The following is a 23,413-nucleotide window of genomic DNA, read 5'->3' as shown; positions in this document are numbered from 1 at the left end:
TATAGGAAATCAAATATACAAAATCATTTTACGTATCAATTACAATTTAAATTTTAAAATGTAAGAATTTATATATTAAAAATAAAATCGTTATTTTTTTAACAAGTAATAGGCATTTATGAAGAAAATAGCTGTATTTGTAATGATAATTGGCATTGATAATGGTTCTAACAAAACGCCATAAAACACAAATAGTAAACACCCAAAGGAGTTTACTATTCGTAACTTATTAACTGATTTCATTAAGAATGAAATTAAAACGGTTGCCATAGCGGCATACCCTATCCATTCTACGTCTGAAATTCCTAAGAATTCCATATTATATTGATTTATTTCGCTTTCTATCTACTTCAGTTAAATAAATTTTACGCAAACGTAAATGGTTGGGTGTTACCTCAACATATTCATCTTTTTGGATATACTCTAAAGCTTCCTCTAAACTAAACTTAATAGCTGGAATAATTCTTGCTTTATCATCAGCACCCGAAGAACGTACGTTACTTAACTTTTTAGTTTTTGTTACGTTAACGGTCATATCGTCACCACGAGAGTTTTCACCAATAACTTGTCCTTCATAAATATCTTCACCCGGATCCACAAAAAACTTACCTCTATCCTGTAATTTGTCAATTGAATAAGGAATCGCTTGCCCCTTTTCCATAGACACCAAAGAGCCGTTTTGACGCTCAGGAATGCCTCCTTTTAACGGTTGGTATTCTTTAAAACGGTGTGCCATAATAGCTTCACCAGCAGTTGCGGTGAGCAATTGGTTTCTTAAACCTATAATACCTCTAGATGGAATCATAAATTGGCAAACCATACGGTCTCCTTTTGCTTCCATACTTAACATTTCACCTTTACGCATCGTAACCATTTCAATGGCTTTACCAGAAACACTTTCAGGTAAATCAATCGTCATTTCTTCAACTGGCTCACATTTTACACCATCAATTTCTTTAATAATAACTTGTGGCTGCCCAATTTGAAGCTCGTAACCTTCACGGCGCATAGTTTCAATTAAAACCGATAAGTGTAATACACCACGGCCAAATACCAAAAATTTATCAGCACTATCTGTTTCGTTAACACGTAGTGCTAGGTTTTTTTCAAGCTCTTTAGTTAAACGATCTTTAATATGACGTGAGGTTACAAACTTGCCGTCTTTGCCAAAGAAAGGCGAATCGTTTATTGTAAACAACATACTCATGGTAGGTTCGTCAATTGCAATTGTTTTTAAGCCTTGTGGATTCTCAAAATCGGCTACAGTATCACCAATTTCAAAGCCTTCTAAACCAACAAGTGCACAAATATCTCCTGTTTGAACTTCATCTACTTTTTTACGTCCTAAACCTTCAAAAATATGAACTTCCTTAATTTTTGTTTTAACGATGCTTCCGTTTCTTTTTACTAAAGAAATGTTTTGTCCTGTTTTTAATCCGCCACGGGTTAATCTACCAATAGCAATTCGACCTGTAAACGACGAGAAGTCTAGTGATGTAATTAACATTTGTGTCGTACCTTCCACAATTTTTGGCGCAGGAATATGCTCAATAACCATGTCTAATAATGGCTCAATATTAGACGTTTGGTCTTTCCAATCATTACTCATCCAGTTATTCTTTGCCGAACCGTAAACTGTTGGAAAATCTAGCTGCCACTCTTCTGCACCTAATTCAAACATTAAATCGAACACCTTTTCGTGTACCTCTTCCGGTGTACAGTTTTCCTTATCGACTTTATTAATGACCACACAGGGTTTCAATCCTAAATCGATCGCTTTTTGTAACACAAAACGTGTTTGTGGCATAGGGCCTTCAAAAGCATCAACTAATAATAGCACACCATCTGCCATATTAAGTACACGCTCTACTTCGCCACCAAAATCGGCGTGACCAGGGGTATCAATGATGTTAATTTTTGTGTCTTTGTATATTACCGAAACGTTTTTAGAAGTAATTGTAATACCTCGTTCGCGTTCTAAATCGTTATTATCAAGAATTAAATCACCTGTATTTTCGTTTTCACGGAATAATTGACAGTGATACATAATTTTATCAACCAACGTCGTTTTACCGTGGTCAACGTGCGCAATAATTGCAATGTTTTTAATATTAGCCATAATAGTGCCTTATTTTAAGCGTGCAAAGGTAATTATAATTAATGGATAAATTATACAATATTTTTATTTTGGACATCACCATTTGTGTCCAGAAACTTTTTAGGCAAAAATAAATGTAAGGGTCTGTGAATAAATAAAGTGTACAAAATTGACGAAGGTATTTTGTTCTTTTTCAAGGCCAAATTTTCAAGCATAGCCAGTAGCTACGGTTTAAAATTTCAACGATGAAAAAGGGCAAAAGAACAAGTCAAAATGTATAGGTTATTTATTCACAGACCCTCAGTTACTAAGACACAAAGGGTCGCGCTATCCATTATAGCTTTTTTGCGCATAAGCGCGCACAAAAAAGGCTGCCATTTCTATCGCTAATGCACTTATCAACTTTGGGCATTCACTCCAATTTAAAAAAGTCATTATTTATATGCTTCATTAATCTTATCTTTACAGCATTAAAATATAAAACATAAAACGAGCATAGTCAAAATTAGGAATTAAGGATTAAGAATTAAGAATCAATGTCATTAAGTTAAGCGTGTTTATTCTAAATTGTCACATTGAGCATTATCGAAAATGAAAATATATTTTTATTTGAAGATAGAAGCGCAGCTTGCGAAATGCTTAACAAAAAAGAGCTTGATAAGGGTTTCGACTGCGCTCAACCTGACTCACTTCTCCTTAACTTAATGACATTGGATCAAGAATTAAGAGACAAGTTATGAACCCTGAACCCAGAACCTTAAAAAACAAACACATGAATCTTCAAGATATCCCAAAAATAAAACACACCAATTCAAACAACTTTTTCTTGCTTTGTGGCCCCTGTGCCATAGAAGGCGAAGACATGGCATTGCGAATTGCCGAAAAAGTAGTGGAAATTACCAATAAATTAGAAATTCCGTATATATTTAAAGGCAGTTTTAAAAAAGCCAATCGTAGCAGAGTAGATAGTTTTACGGGCATTGGAGACGAAAAAGCATTAACTATTTTAAGAAAAGTTTCCGAGACTTTTGATGTTCCAACAGTAACCGACATACATGAAATTTCGGATGCCGAATTGGCTGCTCAATATGTAGATGTATTACAAATTCCTGCTTTTTTAGTACGCCAAACCGATTTACTTATTGCTGCTGCCAAAACAGGCAAAGTAATAAACCTTAAAAAAGGACAATTTATGAGTCCGGAAGCCATGAAACACGCTGTACAAAAAGTGTACGATTCTGGAAATAAAAAAGCTTGGATAACCGACCGAGGCACCATGTTTGGCTACCAAGACATGATTGTAGATTTCCGTGGCATACCAACCATGCGCCAATATGCACCAACGGTTTTAGATGTTACACATTCATTACAACAACCCAACCAAACCGTGGGCGTTACTGGTGGCAGACCCGATATGATTGAAACAATTGCCCGTGCTGGCATTGTAAATAATGTGGATGGTTTGTTTATTGAAACCCACTTCGACCCCGCAAATGCGAAAAGTGATGGTGCAAACATGCTACATTTAGATAATTTAGAAAAATTACTTACCAATTTAGTGGCTATTAGAAAAACCATAAACGTACTGTAGTTACTGAGAAACTTAATGAAACCTACTTTTTTAATCACGTGTTTGGAGTAACTAGAACAACTAGCAATACTGCCGAAAGCACATCGCAACACTATATTTATTATAGCGTGTATTAGCTTCTGGAAGCATTTTTAATATCTTTATTATTTTTATCTAAAAGATTTAGGGTTTTCTTTAAAAAACCTTTTAAATGCCGCACTAAAGTGTGTGGCATTTTTATAACCAACATCATCTGCTATTTGATATATAGGCAAATCGGTTTGTTGCAAAAGATACTTTGCTTTATTCATTTTTTCATGTTTAAAAAAGGCATTTACAGAACAGTTAAATAATTTTTTAAATTCGGTTTTAATTAAATTTTCACTCAAACCAGTTTTAATAGATAATTGCTGTATTGTATAGTTCTTGTTTAGATTTTCTTTTAAAAACTGTTTTAAATGAAATAATTTTTCAACGTTTTTATTACTTAAAACATCTATACTTCGTGTTTTGTTTTTTTTATAATTTTCAATTTGAATGGCCAGAATCTCGAGTACCTTGGCTTCTAAAAAAATCTTACTTGAAATACCTTTTACATGATTGGACTCTAAATCCAATAAGATTGAAAAAATATCGCTGCTCATTGGAACTATTAAATCATTATCATCCATTCTTTTAAAATTGATGTCTTCCAACAGTTTGTAATGGCTTAAAAATGTTGTTGGTAGTTTAATTTTAACTTCCTTAAATGGGCTATTAGCATAAATTTTGTTATACCCACTATACGATTCAATATAAGCCATATACGATGTTTGCTTACTGTAATTTATTTCATTTATGTTATTATTTACTCGAATAGTCTTTCCGCCTTCCAACATAAAAGATAGTTGCAATCTGATGTTTTCGTTCTTGTTAAAAATTGTCACATCGCTTTTAACTACAAAATTGCTAATTGATATGGTAACATTGTTAAAGTGTATTTCGTTTATATAACCACTGCCAAAATTTGATAAAAGTTTATATTCTAAAAACAGAACGCCAGCTTTTGCTTCCCTTTTTGTTTCAGATGCTATATAATTTTTCAAGCTCGTATTTAGCACTATTAAATCCAATCGTTTAAAGTTTTTATTATCACGTCTTATTTTTTCCAAACCACGTCATTTATTAATTAAAAAACCGTTCTATTTTTGCCTAAATTTATTTAGACTAATTACAAATAACAAAAATATGATTAAAAAATTATTATTAGTGACAATCGTACTTTTTTCTATAAACTTCTTTTACGGACAAAATGGTTCTATTAAAGGAAAAGTGGTTTCTACTCAAGGAAAAGGCATACAAAACGTAAACGTTATAATAACAAGTTTAGAAAAAGGCACCACAACTAATAACCAAGGTGCGTTTTATATTAATAATTTGAAATCTGGGAATTATACATTAGAAATATCATATATAGGATATAATTCACAAAAAATTACTGTAACTGTAAAAAATAATGAGACCACCAATACCCCAAATATTGTTTTAATCGAAAACCAAGAACAATTAACCGAGATTGTAGTTGAAGGCCATAAAATGAATAAATATTCTCAAAAAAAACCATCGTCTGCACTTCGTCTTAAAGGCGAATTGGTAAAACTTCCACAAAACATTCAAGTAATAAGTAGCGAATTGCTTTTAGACCAGCAAGTCACAAATATCATGGATGGTGTTATAAGAAACGTAAGTGGTGTTACTATGCTGGAACACTGGGGGCATTTTGCTAGAGTGAATATGCGTGGCTTTAGATTGCCTGCTTTTAGAAATGGTGTAAATGTACAAGATACATGGGGACCATTGTCGGAAGACATGAACACCGTTGATAGAATTGAATTTGTAAAAGGACCTGCTGGCTTTATGATGTCGGCCGGAGAACCAGGAGGCTTCTATAATGTGGTTACTAAAAAACCAACCAGTACACCTGTTGCACAAATATCATTATCTGGTGGTAGTTTTGATTATTATAGGGGTACCGTTGATCTTGGTGGAAAATTAACCGAAGATGGTAAACTATTATATCGCTTCAATGGCATGTATCAAACAGCTGATACACATCGTGGAAATGAAGATGCCCAACGCTTTGGAATTGCACCAGCATTAACTTACAACATTTCCAATAAAACCTCCATTACTACAGAATTGAATCTACAACAAGCAGAAAGCTTTATTGGCTCTGCTTATATTTTTGCACCAGCAGCCAATGGCTATGGTAGCTTGGATAGAGGTTTTAAATTCACCGATAACAACTACCCTGTTACAGATATTCAAGAATTAACCTTATTTACCAATTTAAAACACGAAATTTCTAAAAACTGGAGTTTTGAAACACAATTTGCGTATTTAAGATATGACCAAGAAGGAAATTCCACATGGCTTTGGAATTTTGAAGATACGGGAGATGCCACACGTTATGTTGGTATATGGGATGCACTCTCTTTAGGGAAATATTTCCAAACATACCTTTACGGAACCTTTAACACTTTAGGCATTACCCATAACGTTTTAGCTGGTTTCGATTATAGCCAGAAAGAATACTGGGCAGATTGGAACCAATCTATTGTTATAGATGTAAACCAACCATTTAATATTTACAACCCTGTTTATGGCAATACCATAACACCTGTTTTTGATAGAACCCAAAAAGTAAGGGATAGAGCAAACGCCCATAACACGGGCTTTACCGTAAGAGCTTTTTATGCCCAAGATGAATTAGCCTTTTTACAAAACAAACTAAGATTAACCCTTGCTGGAAGATATACCCAACTTGTTACACTTGGTAAGGCTGAGACCGATAAAAAATTCACACCTCGATTTGGTTTAAGTGCCGATATTTTACCTACACTTACCGCTTATGCCCTTTACGACCAATCCTTTTTAGGTCAAAATGGAGTTAGCAAATCTGGAAACACTTTTGATCCTGTTGAAGCTAAAGATATTGAAGGTGGGATTAAAAAATCTTTTTTTGACGGTCGTTTAAAAACATCTCTTGGCGTCTATCAGATTACAAAAGAAAATGTATTAGTAACAGACCCTGAAGACATAAATTTTTCTATCCAACTTGGCGAAATTCAATCTAAAGGTATCGAATTTGATATGCAAGGAGAAATTACACCAGAACTAAACATCGTCTTAAACTATGCGAATACCAATGTGGAAATAACAAAAGATACCAACCCAGCTAATATTGGAAAAAAAGTTGCTGGTCACGCAAAACACATGACCAATGGCTGGCTTAATTATAACTTTTCCAGCTTATCCAAATTTAAAGGTTTTGGAGTATCATTAGGCTACCAATATCAAGTAGATCGTTCTGCATGGTCTTGGGGAGCCGATAACCAAACCGATTTACCAGATTATTTTAGATTAGATGGTGGTCTTTCTTGGAAGAACAATAAAGTTCGTGTGCAACTGAACATCAACAATATTCTTGATGAGTATTTATACTCTGGTTCTAATTATGGCACTTATTTATATTGGCAATCTGAACCAGGAATAAACGGAAGATTTACAGTAACATACAATTTTTAAAAACTGAACTATTTATAATATTCATAAAATACATAACATGAAAAAAACAATTTTAACCTTGGCTTTAATAATAGCAGTAACAGCGCAATCTTTTGCACATTACTTATGGATTGAAACCAACACTACTGGAACAAGAGGAATAGAACAAAACGTAAAAGTATATTTCGGAGAATATACTTATGGTGTAATTGAACAAGTAAACGGCGAAGCTTTTCCAAATGTTAAAAACTTTACGCTTTGGGTTATTGATGCAAAAGGAAATAAAACAAAATTAGAAACAACCGCTTTTGAAGATCATTACCTAGCAAAATTCACACCTAAAACCAATGGCACTTACACGGTTGTATTAAACAATAACGAAATTGATGTGATTGACTATACGCAGTATGATTTCGGTATTTTTAAAACGCATTATCATTCTACAGCTAAAGTGCAAGTTGGCAATACAATAACTGAAACTACTGCGGTTAATGAAGCTGGCATTATAGTAAAAGATGTTTCTAAAAACGATAGCGAAGTACAACTTCAAGTACTTTACAAAAACAAACCACTTGCTAAAAACGAACTAAAAGTATTTGTCGCCGATTTATGGTCCAAAACTTTGGAAACCGATGAAAATGGCATGGTATCGTTTAAGCTTCCTTGGAAAACAAAATATATTGTAGAAACTACAACTAAAGAAGAAGTTCCAGAAACTTACAATGGTAAAGACTATCAATTTATTTGGCATTGTGCTACCTATTCCATTCTATAATTTATAAACATCACCCATGATTTCAATTGCGCTCTTAATACTTTATCTGGCCTTTTATATATTGTACAATACCTCACGAAAAGCTATAAAAAACGTCGTATTTGGTTTTGAAACTTGGACATATAAAAACAATAAAAAAGCAAAGTTATTAGGTATAACTTTGCTTTTTGCGTCTTGTATATTGCTTGGTTTATCATTTGGTATTGGTGCCGGTATTTTACATTTCTGTGTGACTTTAATGACTCTTGGTAGTTTGGTAGTTATACTCACTCCCGTTAAAATTATAAAGCCAAGATCTATTTTAATTCTTTTTTTATTAGTGCTTTACACCGAATTCTTTATCCTTTAAATATTAACACCATGCCTGCAAACCCAAAATATTTTTCATCAAACTGGCAACGATTTGCTAAAATAACTGCTGGTTTTATAGGTGGCTATTTGGTATCGGTTTCATTTCATATGGCATTGGCATTTTGGATAAATCATGTTAACGTTATTATTACAGGAGCATTTTCTGCATTTATTGCTTGGGCAGGTTTAATGGTTCTAGCTTTTTTGGCTAAAAACGGCTGGAAAATATGGGGCATATACCTTTTGTTAACTTTATTATTTTCGGTAACTGTTTATTTAAGTAAAATTTACCACCCTATTTCTTTATAATGAAAAACAGAACTTATAATATTCTTTTTCATACACATACAGTAAGTGGCATTGTTATTAGTGTTGTACTGTATGTTATCTTTTTTGCGGGTTCGTTTTCATTCTTTAAAGATGATATTGTGAACTGGGAGCGTAATGAATCTGTAGCTATTACTGATGACATGTCCATAAATTTTAATACCATTCTGGATTCATTGGATTTAAAATACCATTTGTACGGAAGGGATATTGAAATAAGAAAACACCATGTAGAACAAGAAGTTAGCATTTCTATTTCGGCTTCAAAAGATACGTTAGCACCAACAAATGCCAAAACCGCAGCATTCTTTTATTTAGACACCAATGACCATTCAAAAACATCTTACTTAGAATCTTACTCGCTTGGTGAATTCTTATATCGGTTGCACTTTTTAGCACAAATACCCTACCCTTTTGGCTACTATCTGTCTGGTTTTATTGCTTTCTTCTTTTTATTTGCCATTATTACAGGGGTTCTAGTTCACTGGAAAAAGATAGTATCAAACTTTTATTTGTTCAGACCGTTTGAAAAATTAAAAACGTTATGGACCGATGCACATACAGCTTTAGGAATTATAGGTTTGCCTTTTCAATTTGTTTATGCCGTAACTGGAGCCTTTTTTATGATTAAACTACTTTTGGTCGCTCCAAATGTTATGGTTTTATATAATGGCGACCAAGCTAAATTTTATGGCGATTTAGGGTATAGCTATCCACATTTCAATTTAGAAACCGACGCTATAAAAACCGACTTTAACGTGAATAGTTATGCTGAAAAAACGAAAGCCCTTTGGGACGATTTTAATGTTACCGAAATGCATGTTTTTAATTATGGCAATGCAAATATGCACGTGTTGGTTGGAGGGCATTTAAACTATAGCACCAAATTTAATGGTACTGGTGAAGCCATTTACAAGGTAAGCTCCAATAAACTAATTTCAAAAAAAGAACCTTCAAATACTACTTACCTAGATGGTGTAAAAAACACCCTTTTTAGGTTGCACTTTGGCGATTATGGTGGCTATGCACTAAAACTGGTTAGTTTTGTATTAGGCATTATATCTTGCTTTGTTATTATTTCCGGTGTGATGATATGGTTAGTCACTCGCGACAAAAAAAACATTCCCGAAAAGAAAAGACGCTTTAACCTTTGGGTTGTTAGAATTTATTTGGCTATTTGTTTAAGTATGTATCCCATTACAGCGGCTTCGTTTATTGCCGTAAAGGTGTTTCAACCATCAGGACAAACTTTTATATACTATTTTTATTTTCTAGGCTGGTTGCTATTAACTACATTTTTCCTAATAAAAAAAGACATTGACTATATCAACAAATACACACTATTAATGGGCAGTATTTTAGGCTTACTTATTCCTGTTTCAAATGGAATTGTAACCAACAACTGGTTATGGAATTCGTTTAGCAATAAACAGTTTCAACTATTCTTTATAGATATTTTTTGGATATTTTTATCGGTAACAACCTTATGGATTTATTACAAATTAAACAAAAAGCACACCAAAACTAAATAAACCAAGCTTTTTTACTTTTACTAAGTAAATTGGAAGCCTCGTGAAGCAATGCAAAAAAATTGGCGTGGTCTAAATCTTCTAACGTTTTTAGTTGGATAGAGCGTACTTGTTTGCGTTTATTATCATTCTTTAAAACAGGAAATTGTTTTTCTAACAAAATGCCTTGCACAAAAGCCACATCAACATAATTGGTGCCTTTTAAAATATTCAAATAAATCATGGGCTTTTTGTGGCAATTATAAAACGGAATTTTATAACTGTAACGCTCCTCTGCCTCTGGCAATGTATTCAAAATAATGCTTCGCACATAAAGCATAATGGATTGATAAGGCTCTTTCTGATTTAAAAAATACTCGTCTACAGGTTTCATTTTTAGTTAATTTGTATTCTTTTTTCAAACTTAACAAAATTTTACGATGCTATATTCAGAATTATTTATTTACTTTGTATTTCAAAGTACTTTAATATGGATTCTAAAGATTATTTAAAAGACATTAGCGAGATCAAGCATTTAATGAACAAATCGTCTCGCTTTATTTCATTAAGTGGCCTATCGGGAATAATGGCTGGTGTTTACGCCCTTATTGGAGCCGCCATTGCCTATTATTTAGTGATGAATTTCAGCTACGGAGTTTTAATGCTTGATGGTCAAATATTTAAATGGGTACTGTTAGATTTAATTTTAGTTGCATTACTAAGTATTGTAACAGGTATTATCTTAACTACCAAAAAGGCCAAGAAAAACGGTTCTAAAGTTTGGGATGCCACCTCACGGCGCTTGGTTATTAACTTTTTAATTCCCTTGGTTGTTGGTGGTTTGTACATTCTAATTATCTTAAATCAACAAAAATACGGACAAGTAGGTGCTTTAATGCTTATTTTTTATGGATTGGCGTTAATAAATGCTTCAAAATACAGCATTGGAGATATCCGCTATTTAGGTTTAACTGAAATCGTCTTAGGATTAATTGCTGCCCTACTCCCTGGTTATGGCTTTTGGCTTTGGATTTTGGGCTTTGGCATTATGCATATTATTTACGGCACTTGGATGCATTTTAAGTATGATTCTAATTAATAAACAGCTACAGTTTTCAGTTTTATAAACAAATAAACGCATCAACAAATAAACTTGTCACCATGATTTTAAAAAATAAAAGATTATTTGCGATTCTTGGTTTGGTTGTCTTTTTGCTATTAATTCCAGGGATTTCTATGTTATTTACTAATGAAGTAAATTGGTCAATTCAAGATTTTATCATAGCAGGGATTTTGTTGCTAAGCATAGGTCTGGCAATAGAATTTATTTTGAGAAAAGTAAGCAAAAAACAAAATAGAATAGCCTTAATCATAATTATTTTAATGCTATTAATTTTAACATGGATAGAACTTGCGGTTGGTGTTTTTGGAACACCCCTAGCAGGAAGTTAGATATTTATGAGCATCATTTACAACATAAATAAAGTATTCGATCACAGAATTAGATTAGGCATCATGTCTATTTTAATGGTGAACGAGTATGCCGATTTTAATATGCTTAAAGAACTTTTAGAAGTAACCGATGGTAATTTAGCTAGTCATACAAAAGCTTTAGAAGCTGCTGAATATATAAAAGTTGAAAAACAATTTATTGGCAGAAAACCAAACACGCGTTATAGCACAACCAAATTGGGCGAATTTGAATTTAAAAAACATATTGACGCGCTCGAAAAATTAATTAACAAACAATAACTTTCCTGCCTTCGCAGAAATAACCAAAAAAAAACTTAAATTTTTTTAATCTTTTACTTTGAAATACAAAGTACTTTAAATTTATCAAACTATGGAAAATTCAAACACACAGCAACAAAACAAATTTGGCAATTGGCTAAAAACTTCTATTACGGCAAGAATGCTTATGGTAGGCTTTTTAATTATTATTCTATTAATACCATTGTCTTTTATTGAAAGTCTTATTCGCGAACGTTCCTTTAGGCAACAAGATGTTGTAAACGAAATAAATGAAAAATGGGGAAACAACGTTCTAGTATACGGCCCTATTTTAAAAATTCCCTATAAAACATTTTCTGAAACAACAACCTTTAACGAGAAAACAAAAACCTATTTAAAAGAAACTAAAACACATATTAATTATGCTTACATATTTCCAGAAAAATTAAACACCGATATAAATGTCAACTCAAAAACTTTAAATCGCGGTAATTTTGAATCGGCTGTTTTTACGACCGATATGACATTATCTGGTTTTTATATTCCAACAGATTTAACAGAAAAAGACATTAAAACCGAAGACATTATTTGGGATAAAGCAACCTTAATAATAAAAACATCGAACTTAAAAGGCATAAAAAGCGACATGCTTATAAAGCTTAACAATGACAACTACACGTTTCAAACCAATTACAATGATGATAACCAAAGCCGAAGTCATCATCTGGATGTTTTGGAAACAGGCTTTTTAAACCAATCAAATATTAACGGTACAGAAAATTCAAATTTCAGCATAAAAATTTCGTTCAACGGAAGTAAACAAATAGAATTGATTCCCATTGGAAAAACCACTACTATGTCTATGATATCCAATTGGGCAGACCCAAGTTTTATTGGTAATTACCTCCCAAACGACGAAACTAAAGAAATATCAAAAAATGGCTTTAAAGCCGACTGGAAGGTGTTGCATATAAATAGGGCCTTTTCACAACAGCATTTAAATAAAATACCCAATCTAAACGAATTTGCTTTTGGAACCAAATTTATGGTCATGGTAGACGAGTACCAAAAAAGTGAACGTTCTGCCAAATATGGCTTTCTGGTTATTGCCTTAACATTCTTAATTTTCTTTTTAATTCAAACACTAAGCAAAATAAACATTCACCCGTTCCAATATTTAATGATTGGGTTGGCACTCACTATGTTTTACACCTTATTGGTATCCATTTCAGAACACAGTAATTTCTTAAAAGCCTATTTAATTGCAGGGATTTCTGTAATTGTGCTCATCACATTATATTCAAAATCCATTTTAAAAACGTTTAAGTTCCCCTTATTTATTGGGCTTTCATTAACAGCTTTATACACCTTTATTTATGTCATCATTCAGTTAGAAAACTATGCACTATTAGTAGGAAGTATTGGTCTGTTCTTAATCTTAGCAATCGTTATGTATGTATCCAGAAAAATAGACTGGAATAACGGTTAATTTATTGGTTAGTGATGTGTTGCCTCACTCCGATTCCTTTATTTGGAACGAGTGAGGTTTAACACTAACTCAAAAACAGATACTATGAATTTAATACAAGTAAGTAAATCGGTTGCATTAATTAGTTTCATAATTGGAACTATACTATTCTCATTATTTCTATACTTAGGCGAATCTCAAATACCGATTATGATTGGGGTAAAATTTGTAATTGCAGCTATTGCTATAAATGCCATTTTGTTTTTGGCCAATTTACTATTGTCTGCTATTTATGTTGAAAATAGAATGGATTACATAAAAACATGCGGAATAATACTGCTAAACATTCCTATTGCCATTTTTTATCTCTATGTCATTTTATCTATTGAATTTCCACCGAAAGGATAATATCATGACATTGAGATTCCATAAAACATATACCTTATTTTTTATTTCAATATTAGTTATTGAAATACTAATAGCAAAATTCTTAACTCAAGGTTTTATAAGATACACATTTGGCGATTATTTGGTCGTTATTTTAATGTATTGCTTTTTTAAAAGCTTTATTAAAGGCAACCATTTTTATATTGCTATGGGTGTTTTAGCCTTCTCTTTTGCTATAGAGTTTTTACAACTGGTTAACATTCTTAAACCTCTAAACCTACAAAACAGCCATTCAGCCAAACTCATATTAGGTAGCACCTTTCAGTTTTCAGATCTGGTGGCATATACCTTAGGAATCATTACTGTTTTAATTGTTGAACTAAAACCAATCAAGTCATGTATACCATAAAACAATTCTTTTTCAACCAATTTAAGCTTTATTCAGTATTAGTCATATCATTAATATTCAGTGTGTTTTTGCTAATGGTTAGAATAAAATTAAACCACTCATTCTTTTACTTGTTTTTAATATGGAATTTGTTTCTAGCCATCATTCCATTTGTTATTACAAGTTATTTAACCCTTCAACCAAACATTAAGAAAATGAAGCTCATACTTTGGTTTGGCATATGGTTATTATTTTTACCAAATGCACCATATATTATTACGGATTTAATGCATTTAAGATTAAACCCCGATTCTTATTTGTGGTTGGATATCCTGGTAGTAACATCGTTTGCTTGCAATGGTTTATTATTATTTTATCTATCTGTTCTGGATATGAAAAACATTCTAAAAACATACATAAAGAAACCTGTTAACGATATTCTACTCATTACACTTCTTTTTCTATCAAGTTTCGGCATTTATCTAGGCCGATTTTTACGTTATAATTCTTGGGAAATTCTAAGCAATCCTAAATATTTAATTTTGGATATTTTTAATATAGCGCTACAGCCTATTACATATAGAGAAGCTTGGTTATTTACTTTTCTATTTGGAATATTCTTGAATATTGGGTTTTGGATGTTCACACAACTTTACAAATCATCAATATAATTTTTTAGACATCTAAAAACACATGTCTTAAAAGAACCTTGATGACAAGGCTTCTTTTTGATTATTAAAACAGGATTCCACGACCCTAATAGGTATTTTCTTTAAATTTATATTAACTGCTAGCTTCTTTTTTATGTTCTCTAGGCAATACTTCTTCCGGGAACGGAAACAATATGGTTGAGTTCTTTTCTGCTGCAATGTTAGATAAGGTTTGATATAACCTTAATTTAATTGCTGATGGCGATTGATCTATCAGTTTACCTGCTTCGAGTAACTTGCCCGCGGCTTGCTCTTCTGCCAATGCCAAAATAATACGTGCACGTCTGGAACGTTCTGCTTCTGCTTGATTGGCCATCATACGTCTCATGTTTTCAGGCAATTGGATGTCTTTTATCTTAACATCAATAATATCAATGCCCCATTGCTTGGTTTCGACCTCAACAATATTCTTAATGTTTTTACCCATTTCTTCCCGTTTGGACAGAATGGTATCCAGTTCAACCTTACCGCAAACATCACGCAAAGCAGCCTGTGATAATTGCGTAATGGCAAATTCGTATTCTTCAACTTCCAAGACTGCCATTTCTGGGTCAATAACCTTAAAAAATACCACACCATCAATACTACATGGCACGTTATCTTCGGTCATAACTTCCTGGGAAACCACATTAATTGTGATGACCCGAATATCCACTATCTGTATAGTCTCAACTATGGGAATAATCCATCTAAATCCAGGTTGTAAGGTTTTAATATATTTACCAAACCTAAATTTTAAAGCGCGTTTGTATTCAAAAATAATGCGTATACCCGATAATAGGAATACCACAATAACAATCGTAAACATTAAAGGAGGATTCATAATATATCTCTTTTTAGTTAATACTCAGCTAATTATCTTATAAGATAATTCTTTTTTAACAACTATAAAAAGATATTCATCAAATAAACCAAGAAAATATATACTTTAGTTTAATTTCTTAGGAATTATTACATCATTGTTATTTAGTCTATATGCTATTTTCTTTTAGCGAACGGTCTTGAATCTTTAATCGGACACTAATAAAATTATTATTCGTCCCTATTTTTTTCCTGCAGGTTTCTAACAATCCTTGTAGCCATACTTCTAGAAACAAAGCGATGTATGGTTGAAAGAAATTTATTTATAGCACCCGGAATAGCAACCGTTTTCCCTTTTTGCATAGCGTTATAACCATAAAGCGCTACTTCTGATGCGCATGCCATATTAAAACTAATCTTATTTTCTGAAGTGTTCTTTGAAACGACTTTTTGAAACGACGTTTTAGTTGGCCCTGGACATAATGCTGTAACAGTTATACCTGTACCTTTTAACTCGTTGGCAATAGCTTCAGAAAATGATAATAAATACGACTTGGAAGCGTAATAAATAGACATAAGCGGTCCCGGTTGAAAAGCCGCCAACGAAGACATATTAAGTATTTTTCCCGAACCACGTTTTAACATGCCTTCTAGTATGAGCTTTGTTAAATGCGTTGTAGTTAAAATATGCACATGCAACATATCCAGCTCACGTTCCCACTCGGTATTGGCAAAAGTTCCAAATAAGCCAAACCCAGCATTATTGACCAAAACATCCACTGGCACATGATTAATTTCTTCCATTATTTCGGCAGCTACATTGGGTTTGCTTAAATCTTTTAATAGTGTAGACACACTGCACGAAAACATTTTCTCTATGTCAGTTTTTGCAATTTGTAAGTTAGTATTATCTATATCTATTAAAATTAAGTCATAGCCATCATTGGCCAATAGCAAAGCCAATTCATAGCCTAACCCTGAAGCAGCTCCAGTTATTAATGCAGTTTTTGTCATAAATTTAAGTTCCAATTAGGGGAGTTTAACATACAAAGCTATTGCTTTTCATTTACATAATCTTGCAAATAGTTAAAACGCTCGGTTAACCTACCATTTTCAGTTATTTTAGCCCGCTGTAAAATACCATCGGCATCATTATTAAAGAAAGCAGGAATAACATGCTGTAAAAATTGCTCTCCAAACCCTTCGCTGGCATCTTTAGGAAGCTCACAAGGTAAATTATCTACCGACATAACAGCTATAGCATTTTCTGACTTAAAATCTGTTTCGGCTTCTATTTGTGGGTCATAACCATAAATAGGATCGGAAATGGTTGAGGCTCTTAAAGTGGTAGCAATAGGCCCATTAACATCGCAACTAATATCGGCGACTACTTTAATATTAAAATGGGGCGATTTAACATCTTGTTTTGTATAAAAATAAGGTGCACCATTTCCGTAAAAATGCCCTGCAATGTAATAATCGGTTACCTTGGCAAAACGCATAAAGTTAGATTCGTAATCTTCCGGATTATTAAAAAAATCAAACACATCAATTACTTTTCCGTCTTTACGTTTGTTATAATCCAGCACGTCAATTTTACAATATACAGCTTCACTAAACGTGTTATTTAAATAATCATGTACCGAAACTTTTTTAATACGCATCGCATCCAACATGTGTTGCGCACCGTTTGATACTTTTCCGCTTCCTGTTAATAATATTTTAATGGCGGGTAGCTTTATTTTATTTAATTCGGCAATTAAAGCTTCTTGACTGGCCAATGTTCCTGCTTTTGGCAAATTCCAAGAATCGAATTTTAATCCCCAGGCACGAAACCCATTATAAGCACCAACAATACCTGCATAATAACCAAAGCCAATTAGACGAAACCCTTTGTTATTTACAATGGTTTCGTAATCATAAAGTTCAATGTTCTTTTCTAAAATGGCCTGTAACAACTTTCTATTATAGGGTTGTTTTTTTATAGTATGGGAAAAGAAAAAATATTTTTTATTTGGAATAAGCGCTTCTATAGGCACTTCTTTTACACCTATCATGACATCACAATCGGACACATCATTTGTCACTTCAAATCCTGCTTCTTTATATTTCTCATCTGAAAAAAACCTAATATCTGACGATTCTACTTTAAAAGTAGCTTCAGGAAATTGAGCTTCGGCTTCGGCTAATTTTGTTGGTAAAAATACCACGCGACGATCTGGTGGGTTTTTGCGCTCTTTGATGATGGCGAATTTTATATTCATTTGTTGATTGTTTACTGACAACTTGTGCTTTGGTATAAATTTTGCTCTAAAATAATTGGATTTGCAAGGGTATACAAACTTTTTTGATAACTTTGCAGCCCGCGTTAAGGATTACTCATGCATTTCTATTTAAACAAATAGGAATTCGTGAATAGCTATGGCATTTGAAGTGACATCCTTTTGCTTTTGCAAAAGATATAGCAGAAAAAGCCTGACCTTTAGGGTAACGCCATAATTAAGAATATACTTTTTCAATTTATAAGATTCCTGCCTTCGCAGGAATTAATGGGGTCGACTGGTTTTGACAGCGAGATTAATTGAATGGTAAGCACGTCGTGTAATGACTTTGAAACACGTAAAAGGCTAGGTCAAACTTTAAACGGCGAGAATAACTACGCTTTAGCTGCTTAATCTGAATTTTAGTAAGATTAGCCTAGGTACACAAGGTGTACAAGCTTTATGTCTCCGGAAAGCCTTGGTTAACGGCGTTCCTTTTTGAGGCATCGTAAATGTTAACATAGATTGGGTAGTGCTTTGATGCCCAATTGAAACTAAAAAAGCTAAGTTACAAGTAGGTTGTCTTTAACCAGCTTGTAATCGAAAACCCAAGAAAAGAATAAACGTGTAGAAAGCCTTTTGGTTACTTGTTTGGACGAGAGTTCGATTCTCTCCGACTCCACTTTTAAGCTATCAAAACAAAAAAACCTGTAAACACCTGATTTATAGGTTTGTTTTGTTTTTTATAGAAACCGCCTCATGGGTTGAGGCGGTTTTAAATTTTTGAAAATTAATTGTTTTAATTCCAGCCACCACCCAAGGCTTGATACAGTTTTACATGAGCTAATAATTGATCTCTTTTAGTTTCTATAATTTCAATTTTAGAATCTAAAGCTTCTCTTTGAGTTAACAAAACTTCTGTGTATTCTGCCCTTGCCGATTTGAATAGTTGAATAGACAAATCAATCGATTCTGTTAGAGCTTCTACTTGTGCTTCTTTAAGCAGATAACTTTCTTTAAGGTTTTGCACATTTGCTAGCTGATTTTCTACCTCGATATAGGCATTTAATATGGCTTTTTCATACTCGAAAACGGCTTCTAATTGTCTGTTGTTTGCAGAGCTATATTCCGCTTTAATGGCATTTCTATTGATTAATGGCGACACGATATCTCCTACTAAAGAATAAGCTAACGACTCTGGCGTACTCGTTAAAAATTTAGGCTTAAAGGCTTCTAAACCTATGCCAGCCTTAAGACCGATAGAAGGAAAAAAGTTAGCTTTAGCAACCTTAACATTTAATTTTGTAGCTGATAATTCAAATTCGGCTTTTCTAATATCTGGACGGTTTGATAATAATTGCGAAGGCAATCCCGTAGCGATTATATCGACTGTTTTTATAATAAAATCTTGAGAGCTTCTTTGTATTTTTTGTGGATAGCGTCCCACTAAAAAGTTAATTAAATTCTCGGTTTCTATGATTTTTTGCTGAATTTGAAATTTATTGCTTTGGTTTTTATAGACTTCGGCTTCAAAACGTCTTACAGCTAGTTGTGTAGCCCGTGCAGCTTCTTTTTGGAGCCTTACCATTTTTAATGCGTTTTGTTGAATGTCCAAATTCTGTTCGATGATCATCAATTGATTATCTAAAGCCATAAGCTCGTAATAGGCACTTGCAATTTCTGAGACTAATTGCGTAACCATAAAATTTTTACCTTCAATAGATGCTAAGTACTCTAAAACGGCGGCTTTTTTACCGTTACGAAGTTTTTTCCACACGTCCACTTCCCAAGAGGCAGAAAGTCCTGCTGAAAAATTAGTCAATGGTTCTGGAAATTCTTCGTCTTCACGAATGTTCAGGTTTTTTTCTATAGCACCATTTCGGGTAAATTCACCAACTTTTTCAACTTCGTCACCAGTATAAAAACCAACAAAAGGCAAATATTCCCCGCGTCTTGCTTTTATTTCATTTTTAGACATTTGTACCTTTTGTAACATCATGTTTAGCTCTTGGTTGTTTGCTAAAGCACTATCAATTAAGGCGACTAAATTTAGGTCAGAAAAAAAGTCTTTCCACTTTACCATTGCGGTATTAGTAGTATCTGATGATTGGTTTTTATATTGCTCTGGGACGGTTTTATTTTCGGCTCTTATGTTTTTGGTTGGTACACAAGAATACAGAGATAATACAGCCAGAACAGCAATCAAACAACGTGTTATATATGTTTTTATGTTATTCATCTTTGTTGTTTTTACTAAGTTTTTTTAACAGTTTTTTTAATTTGCTAATACTATAGGTATTAATATTTGTTTGGTTTTCGGTTTCGTTTTGTCTAATAAATTCTTCCGAAAGAGGTTCGCTAGCTTCATCTTTAATGAGGTTTCTACCTTCAGCCATTTTAGCAAAAACATAATAAAGTCCAGGTATAATTAACACGCCAAAAAGTGTCCCGATAATCATACCGCCTAAAGAAGATCCTCCAATGGTTCTGTTACCAATAGCTCCTGCGCCAGTTGCTACAACTAACGGAATTAACCCAGCAATAAAAGCAAAAGAGGTCATTAAAATAGGTCTAAAACGTGCTTTTGAGCCCTCGATAGCAGCTTCTAAAATTGTGGCGCCTTGCCTGTGTTTTTGCACCGCAAACTCTACAATTAGTACGGCATTTTTACCCAATAGACCAACAAGCATAATCACACCAATTTGCGCATAAACGTCATTAGCCAATCCCATAGCTTTTAAAAGAAAGAACGATCCAAAAACCCCCACAGGAAGTGATAGAATAACGGCAAATGGCAGCAAGAAACTCTCGTATTGGGCAGCTAAGACAAAATAAACGAACACCAATACGATGATAAAAATGTATAATGATTCGTTACCTCTGCTGGCTTCGTCAAAGGATAATCCTTCCCAAGCAATATCATAACCTTTTGGCAATTCTTTTGCAGCGACTTCCTTAATGGCATTAATGGCATCACCACTTGTAAAACCTTTAGCAGGAAGACCTCTAATGGAAGCCGAGTTATAGAGATTATATCGGGTAATTTCATTAGGACCTAATTTCTTTTCAATAGTCATGAATGCTGAATAAGGTACCATTTCACCTGCTTCATTTTTAACAAATAGCTTTTCAAGATCTGATGGTAAACGTCTGTATTCTGGTGCAGCTTGTGTATATACTTTGAAGAATCTACCAAATCGAATGAATCCTTGCTCGTAGGTACTACCTATTAAAATATTAAGGTTTTCCATGGCTTTTCCAATGGTAACCCCTTTTTGCATGGCAATTTTGTTGTTAATTTTCAACTCATATTGCGGATAGTTTGCAGAAAAGAAGGTGAACAATCCCGTAAGTTCTTTACGTTTGGATAAAGCCTCCATAAAAGCGTTGTTGATCTTTTCAAATTGATGGTAATCTGTCGAGTTGGTTTTGTCTAACAAACGCATGGCAAATCCACCAGAAGATCCAAATCCAGGTACTGCTGGCGGTTCAAAATACTCGATAACCGCTCCTAAGTTTTTGGTTTCTTCTTCCAATTCTTCCATAATTTCGTGAACCGAATGATGACGATCTCCCCAAGGTTTTAAGTTAATCAAACACGTACCAGCGTTAGAACCGCGACCTTCGGTCATGATTTCGTAACCGGCCAAAGACGAAACGGATTCCACACCTTCGGTTTCCTCACAAATTTTCTGGAGTTTTCTAGCAACGTCGTTGGTGCGTTCTAGGGTTGCACCTGGTGGTGTTTGAATGATGGCATAAATCATTCCTTGGTCTTCGTTTGGTATAAACCCAGCTGGTAAGACTTCGTTTGTAAAATAAATTCCTGCACAGAATGCTGCTAAAATTCCAAAGGTTACAATACGTCTTGCGACTATCTTATTAAGAATGGCCACATATTTCCCTGTTAATCGTTCAAACCCTTTGTTAAACCAAATGATAAAACGGTCTATCGGTGATCTTTTGATTTTTCCATGGTTGTTTTTAAGCAACATGGCACATAAAACAGGCGTTAACGTTAGGGCAACAATTGCGGAAATAACAATAGAACCGGCCATAGTGATGGAGAACTGTCGGTAGAACACCCCAACAGGCCCTGTCATAAACGAGATTGGTATAAATACCGAAACCATAACTAAGGTAATGGCTATAATAGCGCCTCCGATTTCGCCAAGTACTTCGGATGAAGCTTTGTAAGGTGTAAGATGCTCTTCTTCCATTTTAACATGGACCGCTTCAACCACAACTATAGCATTGTCAACCACAATACCAATTGCCAATACTAATGCGAAAAGCGTAATTAAGTTGATGGAAAGACCAAATAATTGCATCACAAAAAAGGCTCCGATCAACGACACTGGTACCGCAATAATTGGAATTAAAGTAGAACGCCAATCGCCTAAAAACAAAAATACCACAATGGCTACCAGAATAAACGCATCTCTAAGCGTATGCAGTACTTGCTCAATGGAAGCATCCAAAAAGTTGGACACGTCATAACTAATTTGAAAATCTACATCTGGAGGCAAATCTACTTTTAGTTCATCCAACTTTTCTTTTACTGCTTTAATAACATCGCTACCATTACTTCCAAAGGTTTGTTTTAAAACGATTGAAGCAGAAGGTTTTCCATCTAGATTCGAATAAATATCGAAAAATTCACTTCCTAGCTTTACATCTGCAATATCCTCTAGTTTGATAATTTCACCTTCTTCGTTGGCACGAATAATAATCTCTTTATACTGTTCGGGTTCGTTGTATCGGTCTTGATAGGTTAACACATATTCCAATGACTGCGAAGTTATCCCAGAACTTTGACCTAAACGTCCTGGTCTGGCCAAAAGGCTTTGCTCTTCCATGGCCTTTAAAACTTCTTCCGCAGAAATATTATAAGCACGCATACGGTCTGGTTTTAGCCAAACTCTCATGGCATATTTACGGCTACCTAATATTTGTGCACTTGCAATGCCATTAATACGCTGAATTTCTGGAATAACTTTAGTATAAGCGTAATTGTAAAGAAACTTCTCGTCATTATTTTTATCTGAACTGGAGAGGTTAACGTACATTAACATACTAGGTTGTACAGGTGTAATAACGACCCCTTCACGTTGAACGAGTTCTGGAAGCAAAGGCATTACTTGATCTACACGTGTTTTTACCCTAACAACGGCTTCGTTGGGATCTACACCTGGTTCAAAAATAATACGTATGGTTGCTTCTCCAGCACTAGTAGCATCGGATGCGATGTAACGCATGTCTTGAACACCATTTATAGCGGTTTCTAACGGAATTAAAGTTGAATTAACCAATACTTCTGAACTAGAACCCGGATAAGCAATAAAAATATTGACCGTAGTAGGTGCAATTTGAGGGAATTGTGAAATAGGCAGTTGCTTTATGGCAAGCCCACCTATAAATACGATAATCACCGAAATGACAATAGCCAAAACGGGTCTTTTTATAAATTTTTTAAACATGTCTTTTGTAGA

At 33.8% G+C, this 23,413-nt stretch carries 22 protein-coding genes and 1 other RNA gene; 14 read left to right on the top strand and 9 right to left on the bottom strand.

What is annotated here, in order from left to right; genetic code table 11:
• Positions 1–90 precede the first annotated feature (90 nt).
• Positions 91–318 carry a uroporphyrinogen decarboxylase gene (locus tag CJ739_RS13080; RefSeq protein ID WP_117176064.1) on the bottom strand — a complete coding sequence of 76 codons (228 nt, stop codon included), beginning with the start codon at positions 316–318 and terminating at the stop codon, positions 91–93.
• A 1-nt stretch (position 319) separates the two neighbouring features.
• The gene (gene typA, locus CJ739_RS13075) at positions 320–2,119 is read right to left on the bottom strand and encodes a translational GTPase TypA (RefSeq protein WP_117176062.1); all 1,800 of its coding nucleotides are present in this window, start codon (positions 2,117–2,119) and stop codon (positions 320–322) included.
• Positions 2,120–2,870: 751 nt separating this feature from the next.
• Between typA and kdsA the strand changes: the two genes are divergently transcribed.
• Complete coding sequence (gene kdsA / locus CJ739_RS13070) at positions 2,871–3,689, top strand: 3-deoxy-8-phosphooctulonate synthase (protein WP_117178974.1); 819 nt, start codon at positions 2,871–2,873, stop codon at positions 3,687–3,689.
• A 149-nt stretch (positions 3,690–3,838) separates the two neighbouring features.
• On the opposite strand, the gene CJ739_RS13065 is transcribed toward kdsA, so the two are convergent.
• Complete coding sequence (locus CJ739_RS13065; RefSeq protein ID WP_117176060.1) at positions 3,839–4,819, bottom strand: helix-turn-helix domain-containing protein; 981 nt, start codon at positions 4,817–4,819, stop codon at positions 3,839–3,841.
• A 76-nt stretch (positions 4,820–4,895) separates the two neighbouring features.
• Between CJ739_RS13065 and CJ739_RS13060 the strand changes: the two genes are divergently transcribed.
• Genes CJ739_RS13060 through CJ739_RS13040 form a run of 5 tightly spaced genes read left to right on the top strand, consistent with a single transcriptional unit; the run spans position 4,896 to position 10,199 of the window.
• Positions 4,896–7,235 (top strand): TonB-dependent receptor, encoded by a 2,340-nt coding sequence (locus CJ739_RS13060; protein ID WP_117176058.1) that lies wholly within the window; start codon positions 4,896–4,898, stop codon positions 7,233–7,235.
• A gap of 37 nt (positions 7,236–7,272) precedes the next feature.
• Positions 7,273–7,989, top strand: coding sequence for a DUF4198 domain-containing protein (locus CJ739_RS13055; protein ID WP_117176056.1), 717 nt, complete (start codon positions 7,273–7,275; stop codon positions 7,987–7,989).
• A gap of 16 nt (positions 7,990–8,005) precedes the next feature.
• On the top strand, positions 8,006–8,338 hold the full coding sequence (locus CJ739_RS13050) for a hypothetical protein (protein ID WP_117176054.1): 333 nt from the start codon (positions 8,006–8,008) through the stop codon (positions 8,336–8,338).
• Between the two features lie 11 nt (positions 8,339–8,349).
• Entirely contained in the window at positions 8,350–8,649 is a 300-nt protein-coding gene (locus CJ739_RS13045; protein ID WP_117176052.1) for a hypothetical protein, read from the top strand.
• Positions 8,649–10,199, top strand: a complete 1,551-nt coding sequence (locus tag CJ739_RS13040) for a PepSY-associated TM helix domain-containing protein (RefSeq protein ID WP_117176050.1) — start codon at positions 8,649–8,651, stop codon at positions 10,197–10,199. Before CJ739_RS13045 ends, CJ739_RS13040 begins: the two co-directional genes overlap by 1 nt.
• Here CJ739_RS13040 and CJ739_RS13035 read toward each other — a convergent pair.
• On the bottom strand, positions 10,192–10,569 hold the full coding sequence (locus CJ739_RS13035) for a DUF1801 domain-containing protein (RefSeq protein ID WP_117176048.1): 378 nt from the start codon (positions 10,567–10,569) through the stop codon (positions 10,192–10,194). The genes CJ739_RS13040 and CJ739_RS13035 overlap by 8 nt on opposite strands.
• Positions 10,570–10,665: 96 nt before the next feature.
• Here CJ739_RS13035 and CJ739_RS13030 point away from each other — a divergent pair, with 96 nt between their 5' ends.
• The 7 genes from CJ739_RS13030 to CJ739_RS13000 all read left to right on the top strand — a co-directional run bounded on the left by CJ739_RS13030 (position 10,666) and on the right by CJ739_RS13000 (position 14,820).
• The gene (locus tag CJ739_RS13030) at positions 10,666–11,274 is read left to right on the top strand and encodes a hypothetical protein (protein WP_117176046.1); all 609 of its coding nucleotides are present in this window, start codon (positions 10,666–10,668) and stop codon (positions 11,272–11,274) included.
• Between the two features lie 62 nt (positions 11,275–11,336).
• Positions 11,337–11,627 (top strand): hypothetical protein, encoded by a 291-nt coding sequence (locus CJ739_RS13025; RefSeq protein WP_117176044.1) that lies wholly within the window; start codon positions 11,337–11,339, stop codon positions 11,625–11,627.
• Between the two features lie 6 nt (positions 11,628–11,633).
• Positions 11,634–11,927 carry a winged helix-turn-helix domain-containing protein gene (locus CJ739_RS13020; RefSeq protein ID WP_117176042.1) on the top strand — a complete coding sequence of 98 codons (294 nt, stop codon included), beginning with the start codon at positions 11,634–11,636 and terminating at the stop codon, positions 11,925–11,927.
• A gap of 91 nt (positions 11,928–12,018) precedes the next feature.
• Positions 12,019–13,395: a cell envelope integrity protein CreD gene (creD, locus tag CJ739_RS13015; protein WP_117176040.1), complete on the top strand. Its 1,377-nt coding sequence runs from the start codon at positions 12,019–12,021 to the stop codon at positions 13,393–13,395.
• Between the two features lie 84 nt (positions 13,396–13,479).
• Positions 13,480–13,782: a hypothetical protein gene (locus tag CJ739_RS13010; protein WP_117176038.1), complete on the top strand. Its 303-nt coding sequence runs from the start codon at positions 13,480–13,482 to the stop codon at positions 13,780–13,782.
• Between the two features lie 4 nt (positions 13,783–13,786).
• On the top strand, positions 13,787–14,170 hold the full coding sequence (locus CJ739_RS13005; protein WP_117176036.1) for a ribosomal maturation YjgA family protein: 384 nt from the start codon (positions 13,787–13,789) through the stop codon (positions 14,168–14,170).
• A complete protein-coding gene (locus tag CJ739_RS13000; protein WP_117176034.1) occupies positions 14,158–14,820 on the top strand; it encodes a DUF1361 domain-containing protein in 663 nt (220 codons plus the stop codon). The genes CJ739_RS13005 and CJ739_RS13000 overlap by 13 nt, the downstream gene beginning before the upstream one ends.
• Positions 14,821–14,932: 112 nt before the next feature.
• Here CJ739_RS13000 and CJ739_RS12995 read toward each other — a convergent pair whose 3' ends face one another.
• The 3 genes from CJ739_RS12995 to CJ739_RS12985 all read right to left on the bottom strand — a co-directional run bounded on the left by CJ739_RS12995 (position 14,933) and on the right by CJ739_RS12985 (position 17,918).
• Positions 14,933–15,682, bottom strand: coding sequence for a slipin family protein (locus CJ739_RS12995; protein WP_117176032.1), 750 nt, complete (start codon positions 15,680–15,682; stop codon positions 14,933–14,935).
• A gap of 209 nt (positions 15,683–15,891) precedes the next feature.
• Positions 15,892–16,674: an SDR family NAD(P)-dependent oxidoreductase gene (locus CJ739_RS12990; RefSeq protein ID WP_117176030.1), complete on the bottom strand. Its 783-nt coding sequence runs from the start codon at positions 16,672–16,674 to the stop codon at positions 15,892–15,894.
• 38 nt (positions 16,675–16,712) lie between these two features.
• Positions 16,713–17,918, bottom strand: coding sequence for an NAD(P)-dependent oxidoreductase (locus CJ739_RS12985; protein WP_117178972.1), 1,206 nt, complete (start codon positions 17,916–17,918; stop codon positions 16,713–16,715).
• Positions 17,919–18,211: 293 nt separating this feature from the next.
• On the opposite strand from CJ739_RS12985, the gene ssrA reads away from it, so the two are divergent.
• Positions 18,212–18,606: a transfer-messenger RNA gene (ssrA, locus tag CJ739_RS12980) on the top strand.
• Between the two features lie 114 nt (positions 18,607–18,720).
• Here ssrA and CJ739_RS12975 read toward each other — a convergent pair.
• Positions 18,721–20,160, bottom strand: a complete 1,440-nt coding sequence (locus CJ739_RS12975) for a TolC family protein (protein ID WP_117176028.1) — start codon at positions 20,158–20,160, stop codon at positions 18,721–18,723.
• A complete protein-coding gene (locus CJ739_RS12970; RefSeq protein ID WP_117176026.1) occupies positions 20,153–23,401 on the bottom strand; it encodes an efflux RND transporter permease subunit in 3,249 nt (1,082 codons plus the stop codon). Before CJ739_RS12970 ends, CJ739_RS12975 begins: the two co-directional genes overlap by 8 nt.
• Between the last annotated feature and the right edge of the window lie 12 nt (positions 23,402–23,413).

The sequence above is a fragment of the Mariniflexile sp. TRM1-10 genome, assembly GCF_003425985.1.
Taxonomy (GTDB): Bacteria; Bacteroidota; Bacteroidia; order Flavobacteriales; family Flavobacteriaceae; genus Mariniflexile.
Note: the sequence above shows the minus strand (reverse complement) of the source record. Positions and strands in the feature narration are given on the sequence as shown.